Below are 26,497 nucleotides of genomic sequence, written 5' to 3' on the forward strand. Positions count from 1 at the left end.
GCCCAGGTCACTGAAATGAATGGAGATACCGCCAGCTATGACTACGATCCGGCAGGAAACCTGGCCACGATCCATCACCCCGGCGGGAGTAAAACGCATTACGAATATGACGCTCTGGGAAATCCCACCAAGCTGACTGATTCACAGGGCAAACAGTCTGTCCTGGGTTACGACGACGCTGGCCGCCTGATTCGTCGTACCGATGCCAAAAGACAGACCACCACCTTCACCTACGATCGCGCCGGGCGATTGCTGCAAAAAAAGCTGCATGATGGCAAGGTCATTACCTGGCAGTACGGCACTGATGGAAACCTGGAGAGTGTCGATGATGGTGAGTTTCCCGTGCATTATGCCTATGATGCCAACGGGCACCTCAGTCAAATCGAGTATCCCGCGATCCATCAGAAGTTGAACTACCGGTACGATCGGTCGGGACTGCTGAAAGAATTTACGAGGTCGGGAGGGCAGACATTCAAATACGAATACGATGCACATCAACGCCTGACAGAGATCAAGCTGGATGAAGGCAAACAGATTGCTTTTACGTATGACACCAGAAATCGCCCCACATCCGTCACCTATCCCAACGGGGTCCAACAGAGCTGGAAGTACAACTCCGAGAATCGCCCCACTCGAATCACCCACACTGATCCAGCAGGCAAGATACTTTCCGATCTGAGCTATGAATACGATGCTGCCGGCAGGCTGGTCCAGACGATTGATACCCAAAAGGGTAAGACCCGCTACGGGTACGACGAGTCAGGCCAGCTCACCAGAGAAGAACCCAGCCAGGGGCCGACCATTCAGTACAGCTACCTGCCTGGCGGTAACCGTGACAAACGGATCACTGGTTCAAAGCAGACGGAATATGAATACGACCAGGGGGACAACCTGCTTAGTGCCGGGCAGGAATCTTTTAAAACCGACGCCAATGGAAATCTGATTGAGCGTAAAAGTCCTCGCGGAACGACTCGCTATACTTATGATTCCGAGAACAGGCTGGTGCAAGTTGACTTACCCGATGGGAAGCAGGTGGCCTTTGGTTATGCGCCTACGGGAGAACGTATCTGGCGGGAGGACTCGAAAGGCAAGACCTATTTCGTTACCGACGGAACCAACCTGATCGCAGAGCTGGATGGTGACCTGAAATCCCGGTCAAGCTATCTGCACGGCCCGGGAATCGACCGCCCCCTGATGATGACTCACGATCAGGATCAGTACTTCTACCTGACCGATGCACTTCAAAGTGTTGTCCGGCTGACAGACACCACAGGAAAAGTCATTGGGACAAACGAAATGGATGCGTTCGGGAACCTGGACCAACAGGTAACTAAGGTTCCAAACCCGTTTGCTTTCACATCCCGGGAGTATGATGCAGACCTGGGGATCTATTACTATCGAGCGCGGCATTACGATCCGCAGCTGGGGCGTTTTTTGAGTGCGGACCCGCATCCCCCCTCCATCGAAAGTCCTGCGTCCCTCAATCGCTTCGCTTATGTCCTGAATGCGCCCACCCGCTACACTGACCCACTGGGCCTTTCGGAAGGACTCGTGCCCGTTGATACTGCAGGACCAGTATCTGCCGCGAGTGATTTCAGCACCGCGCAACCAGTCAATTTACACCCGAATGAAGTGCCCTTTTCTCGTGTCTTACCAAATACACCTGCGAGCAGTCCATCGCTGTCCAGCCCACCCACTGCTTCTCAATCGAGCAGTCAGCTGCAACCGGTGCGACAAACACTGGCACCTCGCCCCCCAAGCCTGCCCCGGATCCCGACCGCACAGGCTACGCCTCGCGTGCCAGCCGCCTCTCGCCTCCCGGGTTCGCGAATCGCACCTCGTGCGCCAAATGTTTCGGGCAGACCGCCTATCGCTTCCAATATCTACGAACGATACCCGACAGTGCCGCGTGTCGGGGAGGCCTCCGGTCAGTACCCCACGATACGTCAGCCACCGCCGACCTGGGGGCAGCGCATCTCCGGCGCAATGACCGTCCTGAATCCCATCACCATCGGCACCGATTTTATTGCCTGCCGTGAGGAAGGCCATCCACTGGGCACCTGCCTTGGAGATGCGACGATCAAAGCCGGAACTTCGCTTGTGATCGGGGTAGCTGTCGGTGTTGCCGCAGCATCTGCCCCGGCCTGGGTCACGGCTGGCCTCGGTGCCGCCGCAGTTGTTCACGGCGTGCACGGCGCCTATACCGCCTCCACACGTCTGACCAATGCCATTGCGAATCGACCGGCACGCGCCGCCGATGAACGCCTCGATAATCAAAGACTCGTTAATACAGAACACCTGTCGCGAGTCATCACGGCCCTCAACCGGAAGCTTGACGATTTAACGGCTCACAGGCAATCGGGACTCACCGCTTACAAGACAGCCGAGCAGGAAGTGGAAAAAGCCCGGGCAGCAATCCAGACTGTCCAGCAGAGATTTGAAACCATCGCACAACTCAATGGCCAGAACCAAAACGCCTCTGATGCTTGCAAGCGAACCGGAGAGCTCTCGCAGGTAATCCACCGGGATACGGATCTGGCAGTCGATAAATCAAAACAGGTAGAGCAACTCCTGGATGCGGCTGATGATCGGGCAGCAAACCTGAAAACTGATGCGCAGGCCAAAAGTACGCTGGCGGATTACAATCAGGCCAAAAGTCTGGTTAAGGAGATTGCAGATCTCGTGAACCGGGTTCAGAGCAATAATGACAGGCTTAAAAAAGTTATTGCTGATGCCAATCAGGTTATTGAATCCCTGAAGCAAATAGAACAATTAGCTAACCAGGCTGCCTCGCAGGCTCAGCTGTTTAAGGATGCAAACAATCAAGCATCTAGCCAAGTTAATCTGGCTGAGAAGAGTTTCTTGCAACTTCAGACCCAATCCGCTGAATTACGGGGCCAGATCATGCGGCTGCGTAACGTCTTTCCCCCCGATTATCCTGAAGCCATGCAGAAGTTTGTGGACCTGCTGAGACGACTGGATGCGATTGTGACCGTACCCGACATGGATGGTTTGCGGGCACGCCTCAACTCAGTCAACTCTTTAGCCGCACAGGTCGCTAAACTATCCACACAGGTTAATAATTTGAATCAGGCTGAAGGAGGACTGGATGCGGCTGGGATCGGTCGCTGTGCTGCAGTGGAACCAGAAAATGATAAGGTCGTGCAGGCCAAAGCAGCGCTGGCGGTCGCGATTGCACGCCTGGCACGCAGCGCCGGACTCCCTGACCAGATCGCATCGGCAACAGCCACGATGACAAATAGTCCCCCCAAGGGGAAACCTGCCGATGCCGATCTCTCCGGGGCAGCGGGTGCGGTGACCATGATCAAGCCCGGTGGAACCAGTGGCAGTATGGATGCGGATCTGTCCAAGGCAGCAGGGTCCGTCACCATCGTCAAACCCGGTGATGGTGAAGGTTCTGAAACAAAAACGCCCCCTGCTCAGCCAGAGGGGCCAGTGACAATGATCAAGCCCAAACCCAAACCGGTTCGCCCCCCTAAAACCAAGCCTCCCCAACCACAACCCACCAGGAAAGTTCCTCCTCCTGAAAAGAGTGAACTGAAACCATTCTACGCCGTTTATAACGTGCATGCCTGGGCAAATAATACCCAGAAGACGGGGAAGATTGCTTTTCTGGTCACTGGAGAAGTCCTCCGCGATTTTGAGAAACACAAAATCGCGGAGCCGGAAAAACCGTATCAATACTTTCGTCCCGGCAAGTACCATCAGAATGTGAATGTCAAAACAGCTGATGGCTTTACTTTTAATGTCCCCATTTTGCTGTCGTATGATCGGACTTCGCCTACACGCCCCGGTGGTGTCAATGGGGCGGATATCGGCTTTGGCATTGATTTCCCCGGATTTGTCGGTTCCATGTCAAATCTCAAGGCCCCCGGTGCAGGATGGAGCTACACAGATCGTGCCGGTTCCGTGATTAGAACCGGTTCACTTATCTATGATGGGCCTGCCAACTGGAAAGGAACCACATTGAATCAGTTACGAAATGAAGCACAACGCTTCCTGAGAGGTTTTCTTGACCGATAAAGTTCCTCTACAGGAGCCAATAAACTATCGGAAATACTTGAGCAATATTCCAACTGCACGGCATGCTTGAAGCAGAGAAGATCGCTGATAAGAGAGATGAGGTTAGGAATGAATCATGATTTAAGTTCAACAAAGATCCTGCAACTTGTTTTGTGTCTCCTGACTTCAAGCGTGAGTATGGCTGCTTCTGCTCTGAATGCAGCCGACCCTCCCCGGGTTGCATTTCACGGAATCGTGGTCGGCGAGACAACCGAAACAGAACTGCTCAATAATAAGCAATGGGGCCAGGGTCAACTTTTCCAACCAGCGCTGGGCAGCAACAAAGAGAAAGTGTTGGATTATAAGCTGGGGATCTGGAAGAAAGTCCTGGTCACGATCTCCGAGGACCAGATTGTAAAGACGATTGATGTCACGCCTCCGGATCGAGCGCGCGCGGACGATCTGGTCAAGGTTCTGAAACTGGGTAAAATGATTCCTGTTGAATCGATTGATCAGTCGTTAATTCCAAACCCCTTAGCCGGCCTGAACATCTTCCAGGATTATCAGGTATTCCGCTGTGAAAATGCGTCCGGCGTATTAATTTTTACCGAGAAAGTCGATCAGAAATTATATGCGAAACAGATGCGGTTTTACCTCACGCCCCTGGAGCATGCGAAACAGCACATCGCCAAGGGACAGACTTATATGAAACAGGAAGAATACGGGAAAGCGGTCAGTCATTTCAGCGAGTCAATCCGTCTGAACCCGAACAATCTCTATGCCTATACCCTCAGAGGTATGGCGCATACTGAACTCATCAAAAAACATGAGGGTACTTTCAACAAGATCAATAAGTTACTGGAAGCGGAGCCTGATAATCCGGATTACTACAATAGGCGCGGAGTGGTCTACTCCAAACTGGGGGAATATGACGATGCAGCACAAGATTTTACAACGGCAATCCGCCTTGCGCCTAAGGAAGCCAAAGGCTATTTCAATCGCGCATATATGATGTTCCACAAGCAAGAGTACGACAAAGCCATCGTCGATTTTGATAAAGCAATCCAGCTCGATCCTCAGTATGCGTCTGCCTATTATGGACGCGGATATGCTTATTTCAGAAAGGGCCTGTCTAAAGCAGCACAGGAAGACAGAAGCCGTGCCATTCAATTAGATTCAAAAATCGCAAAACTCACCTATAAATCAACTATCATCGATTGACCACATCACGGGCCCGATTTAACTTGACTGTATATTTCTCTTATTCCGGCTCTCGGAGTCTTAGTTTGAGAGCAATTCAACCTGGCAGTGTGTGATAGCATTACGAACCTTTTTACGTGAGTTCTCGCGCCTCGAAGTGAACCATTCTTTTACAGAACTCCGCGTTGATTGACGGAGGCTGAATCGTATGATCTGCAAGCCCGGATCCTGAAAATGACGTGAGCAGAAACCTTCCCCATGACAGTGGAATCAGCCTGGATCAGCCTGCTTCATCCAGCAGCCGACAGAACAGGTTCACACATTTGACCTGCCCCTAGGAATGACACCAGTCACACGACTTGTATGTTTGACTTGTCAGGATCAGACGGCGTCCGACGACAGATCGACCACGACTGGGTCTTTCAAGACCGACACTAAGCAGGATCGTCGCCGGTTTTTGGATTTTAGCCCGAACAGCCGCCAGAGCCGTTCTACTCGCTTGTGATTCACTTTCCAGCCTCGCCGCAGTAACTCTGTCACCCGACGGTAACCATAACGGCCGTACTGACTCGCCAGATCAATGATCTCCCGAACCAGCTGGGGTTCATCTGAGGGAACCACAGGCTGCCTCCGTTGCGTGGAACGGGATTATCCCAGAACACGACAGGCCCGGCGTTCCGAGACTTGATCATGTCCCAGGGAATCTCTTGCAAAATTCACCGCCTTACTCCGTTTCGACGGACTCAGTAGTTTCCCGAGGCAGCTTCCCGCAAAATGGCTTTATCCAGTTCCGACTCTGCCAGCAGTTTTTTGAGTCGGGCATTTTCCTTTTCCAACTCTTTCAGACGTTTGGCCTGATCCATCCGCAAACCACCATATTCACGACGCCACTTGTAGTACGTCTGCTGGTGGATCCCCAGTCCCTTGTACATCAGGGGAATCGTCATCCCCTGCGCGAGATGGACCTCCGCTTCCCGGAGTTTTGAAATGATCTGTTCGGATGAATGACGTTTGGTGGGCATGCTGCCTCCTCCTCAATTGGGCCAGAATCCTGAGTAGTATATCAAGTTCTGGATGGGGTTAAGGGGGGCACGTCAAATCCATACCGGGAATCTTGGATAAATAAGTCGGCATCGGCTAGCTTTTGATAGCATTAACAACGCCTAAATTGATATGGTGAAGATAGACACCGATTTATTGTAGAGTCCATACTTTGACCGGTTCCAAACTCAATCTCTGAGAGAGTGCTCCGAAATGCAAAATAAAAATCTCCCCCCTGAGAATAAGAACAGCAAGCTGACGCGACGTGATTTCATTGCAGCTGCCAGTACTGCTTTTATTGTGCCGACTATCGTTCCCAATTCTGTCTTTGGTGCGAATGCCCCCAGTAACCGCGTCAACATCGCACAGATTGGTTGTGGAAATCAGAGTCGTGCCGACTTGCCCGGCATGTTGCGGCTCGCTGATGCTCAGGTGGTTGCCGTCTGCGACGTCAACAAAGCCAGTGGCGGATATGCTCGTAAAGAGCATTTTCTGGGACGCGATCCCGCTCAGAAAAAAGTGAATGAGTACTATGCCCAAAAAACGCGTTCGGGGAAGTACAAGGGATGTGATGCCTACAGCGACTTTCGTGATGTTCTGGCACGCGAAGACATCGATGCGGTCATGATCACTTTGCCCGATCATTGGCATGCGTTGGCGACTGTAAAAGCCTGTGAAGCTGGCAAAGACGTCTATTGCCAGAAACCCATGTCACTCACCGTTCATGATGGTCAGCAGATGATCAAAGCGGTCCGCAAGCACAATCGTATTTTACAGACCGGCTCTCAGTATCGCTCGAATAAAGTTGTGCGACGCATGTGTGAACTGGTACGCAATGGTCGCATCGGCGAGGTCAAACGCGTGGTTTCTATTATTAATAGCAGTGGTGCAGGACCGGGCCCAGGTTGGCAGGAAATGCCGGTACCCGCTGGATTTGATTATAACATGTGGTTAGGCCCCGCACCGCTGGCCCCCTATCACAGCGATCGCTGCTTCTACCGTTTCCGTTTCCACCTCGATTATTCAGGGGGACAGGTCACCAACACCGGTGCGCATTCAACCGATATCATCCAGTGGGCGCTGGACATGGACGGCACTGGCCCGGTGGAATTCGAGAACCAACCAGGGGTCGTTTGGCCGCCCAAAGGGCATCTATACACCACCGCGATGAAAACCGACTTTCGCGCACGCTACGCCAACGGGATTGAGTTTATCTGTCGTACACAGGAACCTGGGTTCGGAGCCCGCATCGAGGGCACCGATGGCTGGGTTCAATTCAGTGTCAACAATATGCGCGAGGTGGAAGCATCCTCGGATGCCATCAAAAATACGGTGATCGCAGCTGATGAGATTCACCTGCCCGTCAGCGAGAATCATTACCAGAACTTCATTGACTCCGTCAAGTCGCGGAAAGAACCCATCGAACCCGTTGAGGTCGGACATTCTACCGCCAGTATTTGTCACCTGGGTAACATCGCCATGCGGCTGAAACGAAAACTAAAGTGGGACCCGGAGAAAGAACAGTTCATCGGTGATGACGAAGCCAACCGGATGCTGCAACGCCCCTATCGCGAGCCCTGGAAAATCTGAAACGGAGACCGTGTTCCCAGTAGAGGCTTTCGATCAGATATATTTGTGGGTTCGTGTATTTCGTGGCTAGCAAAAAAGCAAATGTAAATTCTTGACATTTCAGGTGGTTCAAAGATGGAAACAAGTTATTTAACAGACTCATCTACATAATCCTATTGTCGCCCTCAGGGCAGGTCAGTTATGTTGCGTCAAAATCGAAGTCGAAATCGAAGTCGAAGTCGCTATGATTACGTAAGACAGAACCGTGTGTGCTGTTCTTCTGCCAGACAAATATTTCCAGGGGAGGCAGGTTCCAGAGAACCACGGAGCGATGCTTTGGCTGACCGAAATATTCGAATGCCAGATCGCAGACCCTACTGCGGAACTGATAGGTGACAAAGCTCCCGCCAGGCGCTAAGGTGTCATAAATCGATTCAATCAGGGAATGCCCCTCTTCGGGAGACATTACTGAAAAAGGTACCCCGGAAACAATCACATCGGGAGACGCAAGCTGGTAATGTTTGAGGATCTCCCGTAGATTTAATGCTGATCCTTTTTCAACAATCAATCGAGAATCTGTGAGCCGCCGAACCTGGTTCACGAATTCATTGACGACTTCAATACAAAGCAGAATAGACTGCTGAGGTAGTTGATTAAGCAGTGCCCGCGTGGTTTCTCCGGTGCCCGGCCCCAATTCAACAACCACCTGAGCAGCCTGCAGACACTCCAGTGAACTCAGTTTTCGCTGCAGGTAAATGGAACTCGGAAGAAACGAAGCCACCCGTAATGGATTCTCAAGAAAACCACGCAGAAAACAAGGTAGTATGGAGGGACGTGGAGAATCAGCTTCAATGAATGATCGAGAATTATCCATACTGAATATTTCTTAGGTTAGTATCACCAAGCTCTGAATTACGCGAATCAAATTTAGCAATGATTCCCAGAGATCTGATGCGGAATTCATTGTTCGCTACTTAAACGCAGTTAAACAGTATGTCATCCCCATGGTCTTTATTACCAGATCTTATCAGAAAAAGGACAAGACTGTGTCGAGCATCCCGGCATATAGTATTTCTTTATGTACCCGTTCGGACAGGTTAGAGATAAAACGGTCAACTCATTGTTCCCAGAAAAATAGATACTACTTTGGACTTTATCAGCTTCAGCTTGTTACAGGTGAAACAAAATCTGCAGGTTTGACTGCCAAAACAGAACAGTTGATTTGTGGAAGTAATTTTTCCGCTGTATTCCCTATTATCAATCCACTAATGCCCGTACGTGCGATGGTGCCCATAACAAGCAGCTCGATACTGTGCTTTTCCACCAGACTCAAAACTGCGATATCAGGTGGTGTGGAAGTGACGATGTGTATCTGTGGATGAGTTTTCAGCTGGAAATCAGTAAGCTGAGATTCGATATGGCGTTTGACTTCGAGCGGAGTTTTCAGATTGCTTTCCTCATGCTGGAAAGTAGAATGCCAGGAGTCAAATTCCGAATGTTCCTGTGAGTGAACTACATGGAGTTCCGAGCCGTGTAATTCCGCCATGGCGGCCCCTAGCTCCAGAGCGAGATCGCCAACAGGACGCAAGCAATGTGCAACCAGGATCGATTTAATCTGTGAATCTGATTGTGGCTGTGTAATCCATACAGGAGATGGACATAGTCTCAAGAGCTTCACACCAGTGCTGCCCAGCAATATTGATTTGAACGGGCCCAGATGTCGGGTTCCCGCTATCACCATATCGTATCCATCATGTACCACCTTCAGAATTATCTGTCGCCAGCTTCTGCCGAAACAGACCTCACTGTCAGCCTTGATTCCTGATTCTTTCGCTTGCGAAACCAGCCTGTTCAAGATTTCTTGAGCAGTTGTGACTATAGAGTCCTTCTCATTAGACTCTTCAATCATCCGTTGAGTTTCAGCAGAAACATCCAGGGTAAAAAAGAATGTGAGCTCTGCAGAATTCGATCCGGCCAACCAGATGGCGCGCTCTACCGCTTCCTGAGAGGCAGGTGAAACCTCATCTGAAACGAGGTGATCTCCTGATGACAGGTCAACACCCACTAGAATTTTTTTAAACCGCTGCATGAGTTCTGATCTACTCCATCCTTAATAGTGGATTGTTGCCCCTGAGGGTGATTTTCAGGTACCAGATCATATTGCTACCTGAAATACTTCTAAAAATCATCCTTTTATCAACCATTCAGTATATTTTTCGATGAATCATGATTCAACCAAATCCAGACCTTAGTAGTCGTGGCGGGGAATTGGCTATGCGACATGATAAGAAAATATCCCTCCCAGAGACTCCAAGGAATGGACAAACGGATCTGTATCATGCTGATGGCCGCAGTGACTGAGACCAGAGCTAAGACACCCGGGTGGGACAACTTTCTTCAAGCAAGGCCTTCCTATTGCCTGATTGAGAAAGATCGTTCCGGCGGATGATGACATCTGCCGGTGCAGTCACTCCCAGTTTCACTCGTTTCCCGCGAATCGAAACCACTGTCAGCTCGATGTTATCACTGATAACAACTCTTTCACCACGCTTACGAGTCAGGACCAGCATTGTACTCCTCCCAAAACTGGAAACGTTATGAGTGCCTGTTGAGATTACTGCGCAACTTTCCGCGAATGGCCTGAGCGCCTCTCTATCGGTTGCTGCGGGACGACTTCCACAAAATTCAATAATTTTATGAAGCCGGGAACATTTCGGACGGTTTCTTGAGCTACCTGCTTCTGATGCCAAGATGTTACCTGGCCACGCAGGATCAGAACCTCTGCTTGTGCTTCACATTCCAGGCAACGTATCTCTCCGTAATCACTGGAATGTAATAGATGACGAGCACCGGCGGCGGACAAGCTGCACACCCCTCTTTCGCCAGCGCTCGCCGGGAGAGTTTCGAGAGAAGGCTGCCCCTTTGTGAGCTCTGTCTCTGTTTGATGCCCGGTATTCATGGAAGTCCTGCGTTTGCTACCTGCGTGAGCATCTAAGTCAATCATATTCATTTGGTTCAAAGTGGCAGTACTCATTACAATCCTCCCTGCTAATTGATCAAAGTTTGTTTTGCAACCAGTTCACTTCTAGTGTCTAACCGCTGTTACCACTATCGCAGATCATCAGAATACTCAGACGATCTGCTTCGGCGAGTTGGGACAGATCTACTGGGATAATCCGTTCTGTTTCTCCAGTGCTCAGCTTAACTGCGACGATTTAAACTGCTGATTCCTGAACTATTCTGCCTCTTTTCGTCATAAACATGTTCCTGTTCGCATTACAGCATTGAAACCGCCTACGCCCCTCGCTGTGCGTCAGATTCTCACGCTTTTTAGTGGCGGAATTCTGACCTCAATGTCGTAAAATTATGCATAGCATGGCAACTTCTACAATAGATGTTAACACCATTTCAGGAATGGCGGATTCCGCTATTCACGGCAGAATTTTGCTTTGTATAATTTTCCTCAAGGTCCTTAATAGAGGTCCCCTTTCGGGCTCATCTAAAACCGTTTTCAGCGAGAAGCACGTCCAGGCTATGGTTGAGAAACAACATCGGCAAATGCAATTGGAAGACGAATTCCGCTACCATCAATTACGAGACGCCGTCGCCGACTATCACTACCACGTTCTGCTGGAAAACGGACATATTCTTGAAAAGCAACATGGGCCGAAGTGCGCTGCTATCACCGGCTATCGGCCCGAGGAATACGCCGCAACTCCCCGTCTGTGGATCGACCTTGTCCATGAGGGCGATCGACCTGCTATCGAACGACAAATTGAACTGGTCCTTTCAGGGGAACAGCCAAAGCCGTCTGAATTCCGTATCCGACGCAAAGATGGACAGCTCCGCTGGCTCAGGAAACTGATCATTCCTTACTATGATGCTGACGGTCAGTTAACCGCCTATGACGCGCTGTTGCGGGATATCACAGAAACAAAACTTGCACAGCAATCTCTTCGACAAAGTGAAGAAAATTATCGCTTACTCTTTGACGACGACCTCACAGGAGATTATCTCGCCACGCCTGAAGGTGAAATTCTGCTGTGCAATCGTGCGTTTGTCGACATGTTCGGTTTTGCAAGTCAGGAACAGGCTGTCGGTAGTAGTCTACAGGACTTTTACTCAGATCCTTATTCATGGGCTGCGTTCATCGAGAGAATCCGTGATATGGGGGCGCTCGATCGATTTGAACGCATTACACGTCGCAACGACGGCAAAGCCCTGCATGTTGTTGAGACCGTCATCGGAACCTTCGATGAACAGGGAAATCTTATCCGACTCAAAGGGTATGTCTTCGATGATACCCACTCCCGGGTTGAGAACGCCAAGCTCCGGCAACGCACGATTGATCTGGAAGAAGCTGTGCAGCAGCGCACGAGGGAAATACGAGCGGAACGCAGCCATCTTGAAGCGATTCTGGATTCGGCCCTTGACGCGATCATCTCGATAGACAGCCAGGGGGTGATCCAGACCATAAATCGTTCTGCGGAGAGATTGTTCGGTTATACCCGGAATGAAATGATCAACCAGAACGTGAGTATGCTCATGCCGGCTCCTTATAGCGAAGAGCACGACAGCTATATTAAACGGTATCTACAAACCGGCAAACCCCGAATTCTCGACTCAGTCCGTGAACTTGTTGGTCGCCGGAAAGATGGCTCGACATTTCCCATCGAAATTTCGATCACAGAAGTCGATCATCTGCAGGTATTCACCGGGATTGTCCACGACATCTCCGAACGCAAACAGCTTCAGGCTCACGTTCTGCAGATTGCTGAGGATGAACAGCGACGAATCGGGCAGGAACTGCATGATGGGATTGGTCAGGAATTGACTGGACTGGCTTTGTTTGCAGGCACGCTTGTCGAACTTCTGGATGCGATTCCAGAGGAATCGAACGAAGAAACTGCACGCCACTTACAAACAGCTGAGTTTTCCCGACTGCGGGCTTTAGCTGCGAGAATCTCCTCACAACTCAATGAGACGAATGTGCATGTCAGGCGTCTGGCCCATGGCGTAATGCCTGTGCAGATTGAGCCTCGTGGATTGCAGGCGGCACTCGCAGAGCTCTCAGCCTCGATTAATACACATCCTCGCGTCACATGCCGGTTCGAGTCCTCAGCAAGCGTCGTGCTTGCCGACAATGCCACAGCCACCCACTTGTATCGAATCGCACAGGAGGCGACCAGTAACTCTCTGCGCCACAGTCAAGCCACAGAAATCAGTATTATATTAGAAGGTGACGAAGATTATGTCGTACTTGAAGTGAACGATAACGGCATTGGAATCAGACCTGACAAAGACGGGGATCAATCGAATCAAGGGATGGGAATGGGGTTAAGGACCATGCAGTATCGATGTGGAGTCGCAGGTGGAACATTCCACATAGAAGCCGATCCCTGCGGCGGGACATCAATCAGATGTCTCGTACCGACCAAACTGATCAAGGAGTGCTAAACATGTCTATGCAAAGCATGCCTGCGAGAATCCTGATCATCGATGACCACCCCTTGGTCCGTGAAGCCCTGGCAACGCGCATCAATTTTCATGCTGACATGGAGGTCTGCGGTGAAGCAGGTACCGAAGAGGAAGCAATTTCACTGGTTTGTCAATTGAGTCCTGATCTGGTACTTGTTGATATCGCTCTGAAAAGTGGGCACGGTATCGAGCTTGTCAAGCAGATCAAACTGAGACACCCCAAAGTTAAGACTCTCGTCGTTTCCGGATTTCAGGAGTCACTGTATGCAGAGCGCGCTCTGCGCGCAGGAGCACTGGGCTACCTGAACAAGCAGGAATCTAATGAAAAAGTAATCGATGCGATCCACACTGTGCTGCGCGGAGAGCACTTTGTGAGTCCTGATATCAGCCAGAGGCTGATCAACCAGTCGCTGGGTTGCGTGGAAGCAGCAAAGACCCCGATCGAGAGACTTACTGATCGAGAGCTCGAAATCTTCCGGCTGATTGGTGAAGGCCTCACCAGTGGCATGATCGCAGAGCAACTGTTCCTGAGCCCTCACACCATCGATTCTCACCGTAACAATATCAAACGCAAGCTGGGTCTCAATAATGCTGCTGAGATGTCCCGCTCTGCTGTTCAATGGCTGCTGGAAAACGGGTAAACATGAATCTGTAACTTCCCAGTAAGTCCTGCTCATTCCGAGATGTAATCAGACTGCCATACTGATGAAGGAAGCCCATGGAGATCTTGTTTGAAAAGCATTTACACCAGCTCGATGCAGAAGAGATTATTACGCTGCTTGACAGCGATCCGCAAAAAGGGCTGGACCGATTTGAAGTTGAATCCCGGAGAGAACGGTTCGGTCCCAACGCAATCCCGGTTCGCGACGGGCATAGCCCACTGATCACATTTCTCCTGCAGTTCCATCAACCACTGATTTATATCCTACTGGTTGCGAGTGGTATTACTGCAGCTTTAAATGAGTGGATTGATGCGGGGGTGATCTTCACAGTGGTAATGGTCAATGCCACCATTGGATTCCTGCAGGAATCCAAGGCAGCTAAAGCCCTGGAAGCACTTTCCAAGATGACTGTCACTGAAGCACGGGTGTTGCGCAGTGGTGAAATTCATCAGATTCCATCGGTTGAACTAGTTCCAGGCGACATCATATTGCTACAGTCCGGCGATAAGGTTCCAGCCGATCTGCGACTGATGCGCAGCCGTGACCTGCAGATTGACGAATCAACGCTGACGGGTGAATCAGCGCCGGTGCCCAAGGCAGCTGAGACGCTACCCGCCAACACACCCCTCGCAGAGCGACGAAACCTGGCGTATTCCACAACTCTTGTTACCTACGGACAGGGGCGGGGAATTGTCGTTGCTACAGGCGCAAAAACTGAAGTCGGGCGAATAAGCACTTTGGTGTCCACGGCAGACGTTCTGGAAACGCCGCTGACACGTAAGATCTCCGCATTCAGCCGCCTGTTGCTGATCGTGATCCTGGTATTAGCAGCCCTCACGTTTGCTGTTGGTGTCATGCGGGGCCAATCGGGCTTTGACATGTTCATGGCAGCGGTCGCATTGGCCGTCGGTGCCATTCCGGAGGGATTGCCAGCCGCTGTGACAATTACGCTGGCCATTGGAGTTTCGCGCATGGCACGCCGCCGTGCGATCATACGAAAGCTGCCCGCTGTTGAAACCCTGGGAAGTACCACTACGATCTGCTCTGACAAAACGGGCACATTGACAGTTAATCAAATGACGGTGAGAGAGGTCTATGCTGCAGGACAGAAATATGAATTATCGGGAAGCGGCTATTGTCCCGACGGCATGCTCGATCCCAGGACCGGTGTCGCTTTGGCAGATAATGCTGCCGCACGCGAATGTCTGCTGGCAGGATTGTTGTGCAATGATTCAACACTCATGCAGAAGGAAACTCACTGGGATGTCAACGGTGATCCTACCGAGGGAGCTCTGCTCGTTTCGGCAAGAAAAGCCGAGTTAGACGATTGGCAAGCTCAACAATGTTGGCCGCGGCTCGATTCAATTCCGTTTGAATCGCAGCATCAATACATGGCGACACTCCACAACGACGAGTCTGGTGATACACGTCCCGTCTACGTGAAAGGAGCAGTCGAAGTTATCCTCGATAAATGCAACCTGGCTTTAGACACGAAAGGCCAGCCAGTATCTCTGGATTCGGACGTGATCCAGTCACAGCTCGAGGAGATGGCTTCACAGGGACTCCGGGTATTAGCTTTTGCGCGAGGAAAGCTTGCAGCCGAGAGTAATGAGATCGATCACGGTGATATCACCAATCTCACCTTTCTGGGGCTGCAGGGTATGATCGATCCACCACGGCCGGAGGCGATTGATGCCGTGCGGACATGTCAGGCGGCAGGTATTCGCATCAAGATGATTACTGGTGACCACCCGGTCACGGCCCGAGCAATTGCCAGAAAAATTGGCCTCAATGGGACTGAAATTGAGACAGAACAAGCTCCACTGGTAATGACCAGCCAGGATCTGGCTGAAAAAAGCGACCAGGAATTGATTGACATCGCCGAAAAAGTCAGCGTTTTTGCGCGTGCCACACCTGAGCAGAAGCTTCGCCTCGTCAAGGCGTTACAGACCAATGGTCACATTGTGGCCATGACCGGGGATGGAGTAAATGATGCCCCTGCTCTGAAGCAGGCAGACATTGGTGTGGCGATGGGTGTGGGGGGGACAGAAGTTGCCAAGGAAGCCGCCGACATGGTTCTGACTGACGATAACTTCGCTACGATCGAAGCTGCTGTGGAGGAAGGTCGTGGTGTGTTTGATAATCTCACGAAATTTATCGTCTGGACGCTGCCCACGAATATGGGTGAAGGGCTGGTAATCCTGGCGGCGATCTTTGCTGGAGTGACCTTACCCTTGCTTCCGGTCCAGATCCTGTGGATCAACATGACCACTGCCGTACTCCTGGGACTGATGCTGGCTTTTGAGCCCAAAGAACCGGGTATCATGCGTCGAGCACCCCGCAATCCGAAAATCCCCATTCTAGATAAAGTCCTGATTCTGCGTATCTGTATCGTAGGCTTTATCATGCTGGTCGGCGCATTTGGTTCCTTTGAATGGGCACTCGGGCAAGGTTTGAGTGATGCCGCTGCAAGGACAGTCGCCGTTAATGTTTTTGTGATGGTTGAAATATTTTATCTCTTCAACTGCCGTTCGTTGACCAAATCGATGTTAGCCCTGGGACTGTTTACCAATCGCTGGATTGTGGTCGGGGTTGCCACAATGATGGCCCTGCAACTTGCTTTCACTTATTTACCACTGATGAATTACCTGTTCCACACTGCTCCCATCGGCTGGGATGCCTGGTGGAGAATATTGCTTACTGGTGTTGGCGCTTACGTCATTGTGGGGTTCGAAAAGTGGTTGCGTCGCAAATGGGCTCAGCGTCCCAGCGTTTAGCTCAACCAAACCACCTGATCTTTCGGATCATACGTGCAAAGACTGACAGATGTGTCGAAGGAATAGTAAGGTGAATAAGGATTTCAACTTGACGTTTACTTATTGGTTGTGAATTCACTGTCATTGCAGACCTGAGTGGCTGCGCGCTGTGACATAAAGGATCGCTTGGGACTACGCCATGGCCTAACCGTCCTGAAGATGACCTTAGTGGAATCACGGTAGCTGAGGACGAAATAAAGATGATACTTGCCGATGACAACAACGCTCCTGAATCTGTTGAAAGGGAGCCTCCGATGAAATCCCAAGTCCGTTCCTGGATCGTGACAATATCAGTCAGTGCCGCTGCGGGAGCATTCCTGTTCTGGTTTATCCAGTTGATCTGGCAAAAGGCCGGTGAAATCGACAGTGCCCCAAGCCGCTATGGGTTCAAAAATCAAGTAATGCACCGCAAGTCAAAAGAAATGCATGACATTCTGGATGAAATGGTTGCAGGAGACCTGGAACGTGTGCAGATTTCAGCAAAACGAATGAAGCGCTACGGCAATATGATTAGCGGGTTTCTGAAAAGCGAATCCTACGACAAGTACAGTGTAGATTTTCAGCAGGCTGTAGACGAACTGGCCACTGCCGCTGCCCAGTCTGATTTCAACAATTCACAGGAAGCTGTCCTGCGTCTTGAGCAATCATGTATTGAATGCCACCAATTACTCAATAACCGTGAAATCAAGAGTGAGTGATCAAGCGAGATTTAACATTATTCAACAGGGACAGGAGCAACGTGACGAGTGAGTAGCAATGTAAAGATTGCAAAACAGCGTATTCCGTTACGAAAGTGATCACGGAAATGAAGCCAAGCTGCTGCGTCAGAACTCGAATCTGTCATGATCGACACAAAATCACAGCAGGCATTTCTTTCGCCCGACGCGGGGTTGTCATCAAAGAAATGCCCCTTCGTGGTTCTTCTAACGAACATTAATATTTTATTACCCATGTAATTGAGGATAAATCAAATGTCGAATCCACTCAGCACTGAAGAGCTCAATGGGATCGACGCCTATTGGCGGGCCGCAAATTATCTGTCGGTGGGTCAGATCTATTTATTCGACAATCCACTGCTCAAAGTCCCCTTACGGAAGGAACATATCAAACCAAGACTGCTGGGACACTGGGGAACGACACCCGGCTTGAACTTCGTGTACGCTCATCTGAATCGTATCATCAAAAAATTCGACTTGAGCATGATGTATATCACGGGACCGGGCCACGGAGGACCGGGTCTGGTAGCCAACACATACCTCGAAGGGACATATACCGAACATTATCCGAGCATCACGCAGGATGAAGCCGGTATGCAGCGGTTATTTAAGCAGTTCAGTTTCCCGGGTGGAATTCCCAGCCATGTCGCTCCGGAAACTCCAGGCAGCATTCATGAAGGAGGTGAATTAGGCTACGCTTTATCACACGCGTTCGGCGCCGCTTTCGATAATCCCGATCTGATTGTTGCCTGTATCGTAGGCGATGGCGAAGCAGAAACGGGCCCGCTGGCCACGAGTTGGCATTCCAACAAATTTCTCAACCCGATACACGACGGCGTCGTGCTGCCGATTCTACACCTCAACGGTTACAAAATCGCCAATCCCACGGTATTGGCTCGCATCAGCCACGAAGAGCTTGACCAGTTACTGCGTGGATACGGTTACACACCGTATTATGTTGAGGGCGACGATCCAGACAAGATGCATCAGCAGATGGCGTCAATCCTTGATCAGGTGGCTCATGAGATTCAACAGATCAAACGACAGGCGCGGGAGAACAATGATCCTACTCGCCCACGCTGGCCCATGATCGTGCTGCGAACTCCCAAGGGCTGGACGTGTCCGCGAGAAATCGATGGAAAGCAAGTCGAAGATAACTGGCGGAGTCACCAGGTACCTATGGGAGAAATGCACGAGAATCCGGACCATGTAAGACTGCTCGAGCAATGGATGAAAAGCTACCAGCCTGCAGAGCTGTTTGATGAACAAGGAGCCCCGCGACAGGAACTCACGGCACTTGTGCCCCACGGTGAACGACGGATGGGAGCCAACCCGCACGCCAATGGCGGCCAGTTACTGAAAAGTCTATGTCTCCCTGACTTTCGAGACTATGCCGTCATATTTTCCAGTCCCGGCAGCGTCAAGGCAGAAGCCACGCGTGTTCAAGGCAAGTTCATACGCGACGTGATGAAAGCGAACTTGCCAACCCGTAACTTTCGCATCTTCAGCCCTGATGAGAACGCCTCAAATCGCTGGGGAGATGTGTTTGAAGTCACGAATCGCGGTTTTGTCGGAGAGACCTTACCGGGTGATGATCACATTTCTGCAGATGGTCGGGTATTGGAGATGCTCTCGGAGCACCAGTGCCAGGGTTGGCTCGAAGGCTACCTGCTCACCGGTCGGCACGGATTTTTTAATTGCTACGAGGCATTTATCCACATTATTGATTCCATGTTCAATCAGCATGCTAAATGGCTCAAAGTTTGCAATCATATTCCCTGGCGACAACCGCTTGCATCGCTGAATTATTTGTTATCTTCACATGTCTGGCGGCAGGATCATAATGGTTTCAGCCACCAGGACCCGGGGTTTATCGATCATGTAGTAAATAAAAAAGCCAATATCATTCGCGTCTACCTTCCACCCGATGCCAATTGTCTGCTCTCGGTCACCGACCATTGTTTACGCAGCCGTAATTATGTCAATGTAATTGTGGCAGGCAAACAACCAGGGCCACAATGGCTCAATATTGACGAGGCGATCGAGCATTGCATTGCCGGCGTCAGTATCTGGGACTGGGCCAGCAACGACCACGGAGATGAACCGGATGTGGTACTTGCCTGTTGCGGAGATGTACCGACACTCGAAACACTGGCTGCAGTGGATATCCTGCGACGTGTGCTCCCGGAGTTAAAGGTCCGCGTCATCAATGTCGTCAATCTGATGAAGCTGCAAGATCCGAGAGAGCATCCCCACGGGCTGTCTGACAGGGAATTTGACATCATGTTCACAACGGACAAACCGATTATCTTTGCTTTTCATGGATATCCCTGGCTGATTCATCGACTGACGTATCGCCGCACTAATCATAAGAACCTCCATGTGCGCGGTTATAAGGAAGAAGGCACGACCACGACGCCGTTTGATATGGTTGTCCTGAATGACCTGGATCGTTTTCACCTTGTAGAAGATGTCATCGACCGTGTCCCCAAACTCGGGGCTAAAGCCGCTCACATCAAGCAGAAATTACGAAATAAGCTGATTGAACACAAGCAGTACATCACGGAGCATGGACAGGACATGCCAGAAATACGTGAATGGAACTGGCCACAGGCGGAGCAGTAAATCAGATGAGTATTCTCGTCCTCAACGCAGGATCAAGCACGTTGAAATACGCTCTGTTTGATGATGCCGCCAAAACAGAACTCGCTGGAGGAGTCATCGACTGGCATGGCAGCGACTCTAGCGCCACGTTTCACTTTCGTACATCGGGAACCGAAGACAGTCATACCCTTGTGGGAAGCCCTGATTACCGGATGGCAGTCAATGAAATACTGGATCGCTTAACTGCCAATGGTTTTGATAAACCAGTCACCGCGGTCGGTCATCGCATCGTCCATGGCGGGCCGGCGTTCAACCAAGCTGTTTTGATCGACGACCGTGTGCGTGAAGAGCTTGAGCAGATCAGCACTCTTGCTCCACTTCACAATCCACCGGCTTTAGCCGCAGTGGAGGCTGCCCGCAAAGTTTTCCCAGATGCAGTTCACATCGCTGTATTCGACACGGCCTTCTATTCCGCCTTACCGAGACGTGAGGTAGTGTATCCGCTACCTTATCAGTGGTTTGAGGAATACGGCATTCGCCGTTATGGGTTTCATGGCATCAGTCATGCCTACTGTGCGAAGCGTGCTGCTGAGATACTCGAACGGGAGGACGATTCGAATCTTCGATTGATCATTTGTCATCTGGGCAACGGTTGCTCGGCAACTGCTGTTCGGGGGGAACAGCCCGTGGCAACGACAATGGGATTTACTCCCCTGGAAGGTTTAATGATGGGAACGCGCAGCGGCTCCATTGATCCAGGTATTTTATTACACCTCATGGAGCAGCACCATATGAAGAGGGATCACCTTGACGAAATCCTGAACCGACAAAGCGGCCTGCTGGGAATTTCCGGCGTATCATCTGATTTTCGGGAAGTAGAACAATCAGCAAATGCTGGCCACAAGCGGGCGAGTCTGGCCATCGAAATGTTTGCCACTCGCATTCGCTCAACGATTGGTGCTTTCGCAGTGACGCTTGGAGGCATCGATGCATTGATATTCACGGCCGGTATTGGAGAACACTCCCGGACTCTTCGCAGCCGTGTGTGTGCAGGATTGCAGTCCCTGAACGTGTTGCTAGACGAAGATAAAAATCAGGAGCGCTCGGCCGATTCGGACATTGCGCAGGTGGATTCAACAGCGCGCATCTTAGTCATTCGAACTCGAGAGGAACAAGATATCGCTCATGCTGCGCAACGCCTTCGCGAGGAATCATCGTGATTTACCTGCCGCATTTGAGGAAGCGAAGCGTCATTCTGGCCTGTGCAGTCTGGTACTATGCAGACGGGTTGAGCGATCATAAAATCGTGCCAGATTCCGAAGATTTATGTATTGCTATCGTGGGGCAATAAAGGTGGAGTAGAGATCCAGAATCTTAAGCGAATTATCTAATTCTCCTGCTTATCTGTTTCTTTTTCTTTGAGATTCTGAACCGCGTCCGGAGCCGGAGCTTCCGACTTGAGGTAGCGGAAGTAATCGGAGTCACTGCTGAGAATGGCAGTGACGCCTTCGCCGAGGGATTCCGAATAGCTTTCCAGTGTCCGTAGAAAACTATAGAACTCCGGGTCACTACCGAAGGCTTCACTGTAGATGCGGGTCACTTCAGCATCGGCTTCCCCGCGAATGATCTCTGCCTCTTTTTGGGCTTCACTTTCAATCTCGGCGAGCATGCGTTCGGTTTCCCCTTCAATCTCCGAGGCGCGCCCCTGACCTTCACTCCGAAATTGTTCGGCGATTCGTTGTCGTTCGGCAATCATGCGTTCAAAGACCTGCCGTTGGACTGACTCGACATAGTCGAGCCGTTTGATCTGGATGTCGACCAGTTCAATCCCGTACTGAGGCATCTGCTGCTGAGCGGTTTTGAGAATATCCCGGACCATTTCCCCCCGTCCAATTTCCACTTTCTGAAGCAGGATCTCTTCTTCCCGTTCTCCAGTCATGGTCCGTTGCAGATCTTCTTCCGTGACCTCCCAGTCTTTGGACCGGACAATATTGACTAGCGGGCTGGAGGCGATTTTGTCGCGCACGACTGAATCGAGGATATCATTGAGCCGGTTCCGGGCTCCCGCTTCGTCCTGCACACTTTGCAGGAATTTGAGGGGATCGACAATCTTCCAGCGCGCGGTAGTATCAACAGAAATAAACTGTTCTTCAACGGTAGGAACCTGATTCGGATCACCGTCCCAGGAAAGCAGGCGTTTGTCGAACTTGCGAACTTCCTGAATGAAGGGAATGCGGTAGTGGAGCCCGGGCTCGGTAACGGGATCGCCGACGGGGGCACCGAATTGTACGACGATCGCCTGGGTCGCTTCGTCAATCGTAAATACCGAAGCACGAGCGACCACAGCCACGACGACAATCAGAACAATCATCAATGGAATGAGGTACTGTCGAAATGCGCCGAAGCGACGAAATGAAATTGACATGGTAAGCCTCTAACAGGAATGATAAATCAATAAGGGTAATTTGCGTTAGCGATTCTGGACAGGGTTATTCTTGTCCAGATTAAGCAGTGGAATGGGCGATTGTCCTCCAGGTTCAATGATATAAATTTTGCCGAGCGAGGGGAGCACCTTATCGAGTGTTTCCAGATACATTCGTCGCCGTGTCACTTCTGGTGCAACCTTGTATTCTTTCAGGATTGCTTTGAAGCGGGAGGTCTCCCCCAGCGCCCCGTTAACACGTTCAGCCCGATAACCTTCCGCCGTCGCGACAACCTGCTTCGCCTTACCCCGTGCGGCCGGGATTTGCTGATTCTGCTTTTTCTCGGCTTCGTTGATCAGTTGCTCCTTCTCCTGTTCGGCCTGATTGACTTCGTTGAATGCTGGTTTGACTGAATCAGGTGGGTTTACATCCTGTAATTCTACGGTTCCGATCCGGACTCCCATGTCGAAGGAATCGAGTAGATGCTGGATTTCTTCCTTGGCGTTCAAGGCGATTTCGACACGCTTGATCGTCAAAACGTCACTTCCCAGGTTATTGCCGACAATTCTCCGCATCACTGCTTCGGAAATATCCCTAATCGTCTTGTCGACCTGTTCCACCCGGTGCAGATACTTGTCCGGGTCGTCCACGCGGTATTGCACGACCCACTCCACGTCGACAACTTTCAAATCACCGGTCAGCATCAGCGATTCATCGCGATGCTCTTCGGATTTACGATAAACGGCAGAAGTTCCTTCCTGGGCGGCGGTCCGAAAACCGAATTCCTGTTTAAGCACGCGCGCCGTAGGCACGAATTCCTGCTCGTCGATGCCGAAGGGGAGTTTGAAATGCAGGCCCGGATCTTTGATTGCGATCACTTTGCCAAACCGCTTGACCACGGCTTGACCTTCCGGCTGAACAGTATAATAGGATGTGAAAATGCCCCAGGCGATGATCAGCCCCAGGATGACAAACAGGATAATCCACATGACGCGCGATACGTCGATGTCAGCCAACCATTCATCGAACTGACTTCGCTCTCCGGAATGACGCATGGCAGAGATACTTTCTTTAAAACAGTCTGATCGAGAGAGAACGGTACGAAACAATGACCAGTACTGGAAGATCGATCAGGTAACAAATACTTTCGACATTCCTCTAGTCTAGTTCACATTAACGGGATTGCAAACCGGGCTGTTTATCATGATCGCATACACGGCTGAATCCACCCTGCACCGTTATGCCGGCCTCTTCGGAGTGTACGGCATGCTGGGGATCGGACGTAGGCTAATCTGCCTCAGTTTCCTCGTGTTGGTACGGAATTGGAACCTTTTTGATTATATGACCTCGAAGGGAGGTTAAGACCCTGCGGGAATATTTCTGGAAAGTCCTGACAAATCGCTGACAATACGTTTCAGCAACATAGCATATGGCACTCACAACATCGTCCCCCGCGGTTGACTCGATTAATCTCGGTAAATGGCTAGAATGATTAGAGGTGTCTTTAATTCACACAAATCAACTGGAGTCGAAATATGTCCCGTGACGCCTATGTGGAGAAACTCAAAGCCCAAATAGACGAATGGAACGCTAAGCTGGATCAGTGGGAGGCCAAAGCACGAGAGGCAGAGGCCAACACGAAAATCAGCTACGAGAGACGCCTGAACGAGTTACGTCAACAGCGGAACGAAGCCCAGAGTAAGCTGGACGAGCTGCAATCCGCGGGGGAACAAGCCTGGGAAGATCTCAAAAGCAGCGCAGAGAAGGCGTTCTCCGACTTGCAGGCCGGCTTTGAGCGAGCATCCTCTCATTTTCAATAGGATTGCCACGTGAATCAATCGCAATACCTCGATCCCAAAAGGGAGGAAACAGTATGACCGAACGCGCTCGCTGGACCGGCCTCGTGGTCTTTATCGTTGTCTGTCTGGGAGCGGGCGGTCTGGGAGCCATCGCAACCACGCCCGAGATCGAGGGCTGGTACAAGACCATCGAGAAGCCGATGTGGAATCCACCTGACTCTGTTTTTGGCCCAGTATGGACTACGCTTTTCTTGATGATGGCGATCGCAGCCTGGATGGTCTGGAAACCGGAAGGGGTAAAGGCCGCGAGGATGCCTCTCACGCTGTTCGCAGGACAACTCAGCTTGAATGTTGCCTGGTCATGGATCTTCTTCGGCATGCATGAACCCGGCTGGGCGTTTGCGGAGATCGTAATCCTCTGGCTTGCTGTCACTGCGACGACTGTTACATTCTTTCGATACTCAAGCGTCGCCGGCTGGCTGATGGTGCCGTATCTTGCCTGGGTCAGCTTCGCCAGCGTGTTGAACTTCACGATCTGGAGATTGAACGCCGGGTAAAGTGCGGCGAGATCCCAACCATTCCGGGAACGCACAGCTTTGAAAAGTTAGCGTTTTGTCTCAAGCCTTGTCGCCCTGTACAACAAATGTATTGCAAGCCCCCAATTTGCAGAATAGTAATGTACCGAGACGACAACGATTTTTCAGCCCATGCCGGCCCGATAACAAAACTCATGTTGATCAGCAGGAAGTCGAGGCGCATAAAAAAAGCCGACGATTTCTCACCGGCTTCTGTGATCACTCTGATAAGGCATTGCAGGTCATTGACGACAACCCCAGTCAGACTTCATCATGGGGTTGGAGCTCAGATAGCTCGAACGTTCTCAGCACGTGGGCCCTTAGGACCTTGTCCTTCAGTGTACTCAACACGTTGACCTTCTTGAAGATCATCGAACCGGATTCCTTCAAGATTTGACATGTGGAAGAACATATCTGTTCCAGTTCCGTTGTCAATGAATCCAAACCCCTTGTCAACAACCCTCTTAATAGTACCTTCAGTCATTACTTCTTCTTTCGCTTCACTCAAAAATCATCCTGAACACATGCAGCAATAAATACATCTTCAAAGCCCAAAAAATCATCGATCAGGAAGACATAATAGTACACAATCATATGTTCAAAGTCAATTCCTGAGTAATCTTTAAGGCGGCTTCTGACTGCAACTTCTTCAGTTTGCAGGTCATCATTGAGCCTGGCTTCCAGGAGATGAATGTCCCGTTGTGGCTCTGCATGTCGATCCGAGCGGGTTTTGGGTTCTCGTGGAGTGATCTGTCCGGTGCCAGTCTCGTCACCGGATTCATGAGTGAAAGTGTTAGAGATCTATCTGTCTGAGATCTATGTCGACGGGGCCGCCGAAGGACCTGATCTGTTCGTAGCAGCTGCGGTCCTGATAGATCTGATCGGGGCCGATGTAACACATGCCGCACTTACTCTACGGATCAGCTTGAAACCACTTCCAGCAATCGTTTTTCGCCACTTATATTGCCGTCCGTTATTGCCATCCGGGAATGCGACCGCCAGTCCTGGGCTATCGTACTCGATGGATGAATCATTTTCTGTGCTCCAAACTCAGTACAGAATATTCCATCGACGGCAATGACGAATTAGTGCCCCCAGTAAAGTAAACAATTTGATCTACACGAATTGTTAATTAACCCGCCGTTTTGAGGTCAAATTGAAATTCATTTTCCCCGTCTTTAACTTCCACTTTAAGCGGACTGGTTTTGCGGTTCCGAAATTTCTCGGGAATATTCTTATAGACTTCCATTTTTTTAGCAGGCTGACCTGGCTCAGGAGGTACAGGGTCCGGATCGGGTGGTAAGATTGTCACGGTATAGTTTCCCAGTACGATATTGGAAATCGTTACACTTCCGTCTGCGTTTAGTTCTCCCCCGCCGCTTTCTCCTGTCTCACTATTTTCCAGATTCACTGAACCGGTCGTTACGGGTTCTCCTGCAAAGCTAATTGAAATAGTCACTCCACTACGCTGTTTGTCGTCACTGGGACTTTGGCTACATCCCACTAAAACAGTTGAACAGAGCAAGCACAAAAAACACAATCTATGCAATTTGTTTTGGCTTAGAAAAAATTTCATCGAAAATCCTTTGGG

The 26,497-nt window shown here is 50.6% G+C and carries 19 protein-coding genes and 1 pseudogene; 11 read left to right on the forward strand and 9 right to left on the reverse strand.

Translation table 11 applies throughout. From position 1 onward, the window contains the following. The first annotated feature begins 15 nt into the window (after window positions 1–15). Window positions 16–4,044 carry an RHS repeat-associated core domain-containing protein gene (locus tag F1728_RS04590; protein ID WP_155363098.1) on the forward strand — a complete coding sequence of 1,343 codons (4,029 nt, stop codon included), beginning with the start codon at window positions 16–18 and terminating at the stop codon, window positions 4,042–4,044. A gap of 66 nt (window positions 4,045–4,110) precedes the next feature. Then, window positions 4,111–5,244: a tetratricopeptide repeat protein gene (locus F1728_RS04595; protein WP_155363099.1), complete on the forward strand. Its 1,134-nt coding sequence runs from the start codon at window positions 4,111–4,113 to the stop codon at window positions 5,242–5,244. A gap of 441 nt (window positions 5,245–5,685) precedes the next feature. Here F1728_RS04595 and F1728_RS31515 read toward each other — a convergent pair. Then, window positions 5,686–6,245 (reverse strand): annotated as a pseudogene (locus F1728_RS31515) (transposase); the annotation flags it as partial. A gap of 232 nt (window positions 6,246–6,477) precedes the next feature. Between F1728_RS31515 and F1728_RS04610 the strand changes: the two are divergent. Beyond that, the gene (locus F1728_RS04610) at window positions 6,478–7,854 is read left to right on the forward strand and encodes a Gfo/Idh/MocA family protein (protein ID WP_155363102.1); all 1,377 of its coding nucleotides are present in this window, start codon (window positions 6,478–6,480) and stop codon (window positions 7,852–7,854) included. 178 nt (window positions 7,855–8,032) lie between these two features. Here F1728_RS04610 and F1728_RS04615 read toward each other — a convergent pair whose 3' ends face one another. From F1728_RS04615 to F1728_RS04630, 4 genes are all read right to left on the reverse strand, one after another. Further along, complete coding sequence (locus F1728_RS04615; RefSeq protein WP_155363103.1) at window positions 8,033–8,707, reverse strand: class I SAM-dependent methyltransferase; 675 nt, start codon at window positions 8,705–8,707, stop codon at window positions 8,033–8,035. 288 nt (window positions 8,708–8,995) lie between these two features. Beyond that, complete coding sequence (locus F1728_RS04620; RefSeq protein ID WP_155363104.1) at window positions 8,996–9,922, reverse strand: universal stress protein; 927 nt, start codon at window positions 9,920–9,922, stop codon at window positions 8,996–8,998. 280 nt (window positions 9,923–10,202) lie between these two features. Beyond that, window positions 10,203–10,403: a carbon storage regulator gene (locus F1728_RS04625; protein WP_155363105.1), complete on the reverse strand. Its 201-nt coding sequence runs from the start codon at window positions 10,401–10,403 to the stop codon at window positions 10,203–10,205. A gap of 44 nt (window positions 10,404–10,447) precedes the next feature. Further along, complete coding sequence (locus F1728_RS04630; protein WP_155363106.1) at window positions 10,448–10,867, reverse strand: hypothetical protein; 420 nt, start codon at window positions 10,865–10,867, stop codon at window positions 10,448–10,450. A 341-nt stretch (window positions 10,868–11,208) separates the two neighbouring features. Between F1728_RS04630 and F1728_RS04635 the strand changes: the two genes are divergently transcribed. From F1728_RS04635 to F1728_RS04660, 6 genes are all read left to right on the forward strand, one after another. Beyond that, window positions 11,209–13,290, forward strand: a complete 2,082-nt coding sequence (locus F1728_RS04635) for a sensor histidine kinase (protein WP_194242681.1) — start codon at window positions 11,209–11,211, stop codon at window positions 13,288–13,290. A gap of 2 nt (window positions 13,291–13,292) precedes the next feature. Next, complete coding sequence (locus F1728_RS04640) at window positions 13,293–13,952, forward strand: response regulator (protein ID WP_194242682.1); 660 nt, start codon at window positions 13,293–13,295, stop codon at window positions 13,950–13,952. Window positions 13,953–14,029: 77 nt separating this feature from the next. Beyond that, window positions 14,030–16,750 (forward strand): cation-transporting P-type ATPase, encoded by a 2,721-nt coding sequence (locus F1728_RS04645; RefSeq protein WP_155363109.1) that lies wholly within the window; start codon window positions 14,030–14,032, stop codon window positions 16,748–16,750. A 239-nt stretch (window positions 16,751–16,989) separates the two neighbouring features. Further along, window positions 16,990–17,487 (forward strand): cytochrome c, encoded by a 498-nt coding sequence (locus F1728_RS04650; RefSeq protein ID WP_155363110.1) that lies wholly within the window; start codon window positions 16,990–16,992, stop codon window positions 17,485–17,487. Between the two features lie 273 nt (window positions 17,488–17,760). Beyond that, window positions 17,761–20,130 carry a phosphoketolase family protein gene (locus F1728_RS04655; RefSeq protein WP_155363111.1) on the forward strand — a complete coding sequence of 790 codons (2,370 nt, stop codon included), beginning with the start codon at window positions 17,761–17,763 and terminating at the stop codon, window positions 20,128–20,130. Beyond that, complete coding sequence (locus F1728_RS04660; RefSeq protein WP_155363112.1) at window positions 20,103–21,329, forward strand: acetate/propionate family kinase; 1,227 nt, start codon at window positions 20,103–20,105, stop codon at window positions 21,327–21,329. The genes F1728_RS04655 and F1728_RS04660 overlap by 28 nt, the downstream gene beginning before the upstream one ends. Window positions 21,330–21,496: 167 nt before the next feature. Here F1728_RS04660 and hflC read toward each other — a convergent pair whose 3' ends face one another. Together hflC and hflK are read right to left on the reverse strand one after the other, a co-directional pair. Continuing rightward, window positions 21,497–22,534: a protease modulator HflC gene (gene hflC / locus F1728_RS04665; protein WP_194242683.1), complete on the reverse strand. Its 1,038-nt coding sequence runs from the start codon at window positions 22,532–22,534 to the stop codon at window positions 21,497–21,499. Window positions 22,535–22,579: 45 nt separating this feature from the next. Continuing rightward, window positions 22,580–23,587 carry an FtsH protease activity modulator HflK gene (gene hflK / locus F1728_RS04670; protein ID WP_155363113.1) on the reverse strand — a complete coding sequence of 336 codons (1,008 nt, stop codon included), beginning with the start codon at window positions 23,585–23,587 and terminating at the stop codon, window positions 22,580–22,582. A gap of 480 nt (window positions 23,588–24,067) precedes the next feature. On the opposite strand from hflK, the gene F1728_RS04675 reads away from it, so the two are divergent. Then, window positions 24,068–24,352, forward strand: a complete 285-nt coding sequence (locus F1728_RS04675; protein ID WP_155363114.1) for a sll1863 family stress response protein — start codon at window positions 24,068–24,070, stop codon at window positions 24,350–24,352. 53 nt (window positions 24,353–24,405) lie between these two features. After that, window positions 24,406–24,888: a TspO/MBR family protein gene (locus F1728_RS04680; protein ID WP_155363115.1), complete on the forward strand. Its 483-nt coding sequence runs from the start codon at window positions 24,406–24,408 to the stop codon at window positions 24,886–24,888. Between the two features lie 304 nt (window positions 24,889–25,192). On the opposite strand, the gene F1728_RS04685 is transcribed toward F1728_RS04680, so the two are convergent. Next, complete coding sequence (locus F1728_RS04685; protein ID WP_155367309.1) at window positions 25,193–25,390, reverse strand: cold-shock protein; 198 nt, start codon at window positions 25,388–25,390, stop codon at window positions 25,193–25,195. A 648-nt stretch (window positions 25,391–26,038) separates the two neighbouring features. After that, complete coding sequence (locus F1728_RS04690) at window positions 26,039–26,482, reverse strand: carboxypeptidase-like regulatory domain-containing protein (RefSeq protein ID WP_155363116.1); 444 nt, start codon at window positions 26,480–26,482, stop codon at window positions 26,039–26,041. Between the last annotated feature and the right edge of the window lie 15 nt (window positions 26,483–26,497).

The sequence above is a fragment of the Gimesia benthica genome, assembly GCF_009720525.1.
In the GTDB taxonomy this organism is placed as follows: domain Bacteria; phylum Planctomycetota; class Planctomycetia; order Planctomycetales; family Planctomycetaceae; genus Gimesia; species Gimesia benthica.

What these genes read in the sequence shown, in the direction of transcription:
- F1728_RS04590 (WP_155363098.1), top strand. Translation starts at nt 16, where the DNA reads ATGAATGGAGATACCGCCAGCTATGACTACGATCCGGCAGGAAACCTG.
- F1728_RS04610 (WP_155363102.1), top strand. Translation starts at nt 6,478, where the DNA reads ATGCAAAATAAAAATCTCCCCCCTGAGAATAAGAACAGCAAGCTGACG.
- F1728_RS04615 (WP_155363103.1), bottom strand. Translation starts at nt 8,707, where the DNA reads ATGGATAATTCTCGATCATTCATTGAAGCTGATTCTCCACGTCCCTCC.
- F1728_RS04620 (WP_155363104.1), bottom strand. Translation starts at nt 9,922, where the DNA reads ATGCAGCGGTTTAAAAAAATTCTAGTGGGTGTTGACCTGTCATCAGGA.
- F1728_RS04625 (WP_155363105.1), bottom strand. Translation starts at nt 10,403, where the DNA reads ATGCTGGTCCTGACTCGTAAGCGTGGTGAAAGAGTTGTTATCAGTGAT.
- F1728_RS04630 (WP_155363106.1), bottom strand. Translation starts at nt 10,867, where the DNA reads ATGAGTACTGCCACTTTGAACCAAATGAATATGATTGACTTAGATGCT.
- F1728_RS04635 (WP_194242681.1), top strand. Translation starts at nt 11,209, where the DNA reads ATGGCAACTTCTACAATAGATGTTAACACCATTTCAGGAATGGCGGAT.
- F1728_RS04640 (WP_194242682.1), top strand. Translation starts at nt 13,293, where the DNA reads ATGTCTATGCAAAGCATGCCTGCGAGAATCCTGATCATCGATGACCAC.
- F1728_RS04645 (WP_155363109.1), top strand. Translation starts at nt 14,030, where the DNA reads ATGGAGATCTTGTTTGAAAAGCATTTACACCAGCTCGATGCAGAAGAG.
- F1728_RS04650 (WP_155363110.1), top strand. Translation starts at nt 16,990, where the DNA reads ATGATACTTGCCGATGACAACAACGCTCCTGAATCTGTTGAAAGGGAG.
- F1728_RS04655 (WP_155363111.1), top strand. Translation starts at nt 17,761, where the DNA reads ATGTCGAATCCACTCAGCACTGAAGAGCTCAATGGGATCGACGCCTAT.
- F1728_RS04660 (WP_155363112.1), top strand. Translation starts at nt 20,103, where the DNA reads ATGGAACTGGCCACAGGCGGAGCAGTAAATCAGATGAGTATTCTCGTC.
- hflC (WP_194242683.1), bottom strand. Translation starts at nt 22,534, where the DNA reads ATGTCAATTTCATTTCGTCGCTTCGGCGCATTTCGACAGTACCTCATT.
- hflK (WP_155363113.1), bottom strand. Translation starts at nt 23,587, where the DNA reads ATGCGTCATTCCGGAGAGCGAAGTCAGTTCGATGAATGGTTGGCTGAC.
- F1728_RS04675 (WP_155363114.1), top strand. Translation starts at nt 24,068, where the DNA reads ATGTCCCGTGACGCCTATGTGGAGAAACTCAAAGCCCAAATAGACGAA.
- F1728_RS04680 (WP_155363115.1), top strand. Translation starts at nt 24,406, where the DNA reads ATGACCGAACGCGCTCGCTGGACCGGCCTCGTGGTCTTTATCGTTGTC.
- F1728_RS04685 (WP_155367309.1), bottom strand. Translation starts at nt 25,390, where the DNA reads ATGACTGAAGGTACTATTAAGAGGGTTGTTGACAAGGGGTTTGGATTC.
- F1728_RS04690 (WP_155363116.1), bottom strand. Translation starts at nt 26,482, where the DNA reads ATGAAATTTTTTCTAAGCCAAAACAAATTGCATAGATTGTGTTTTTTG.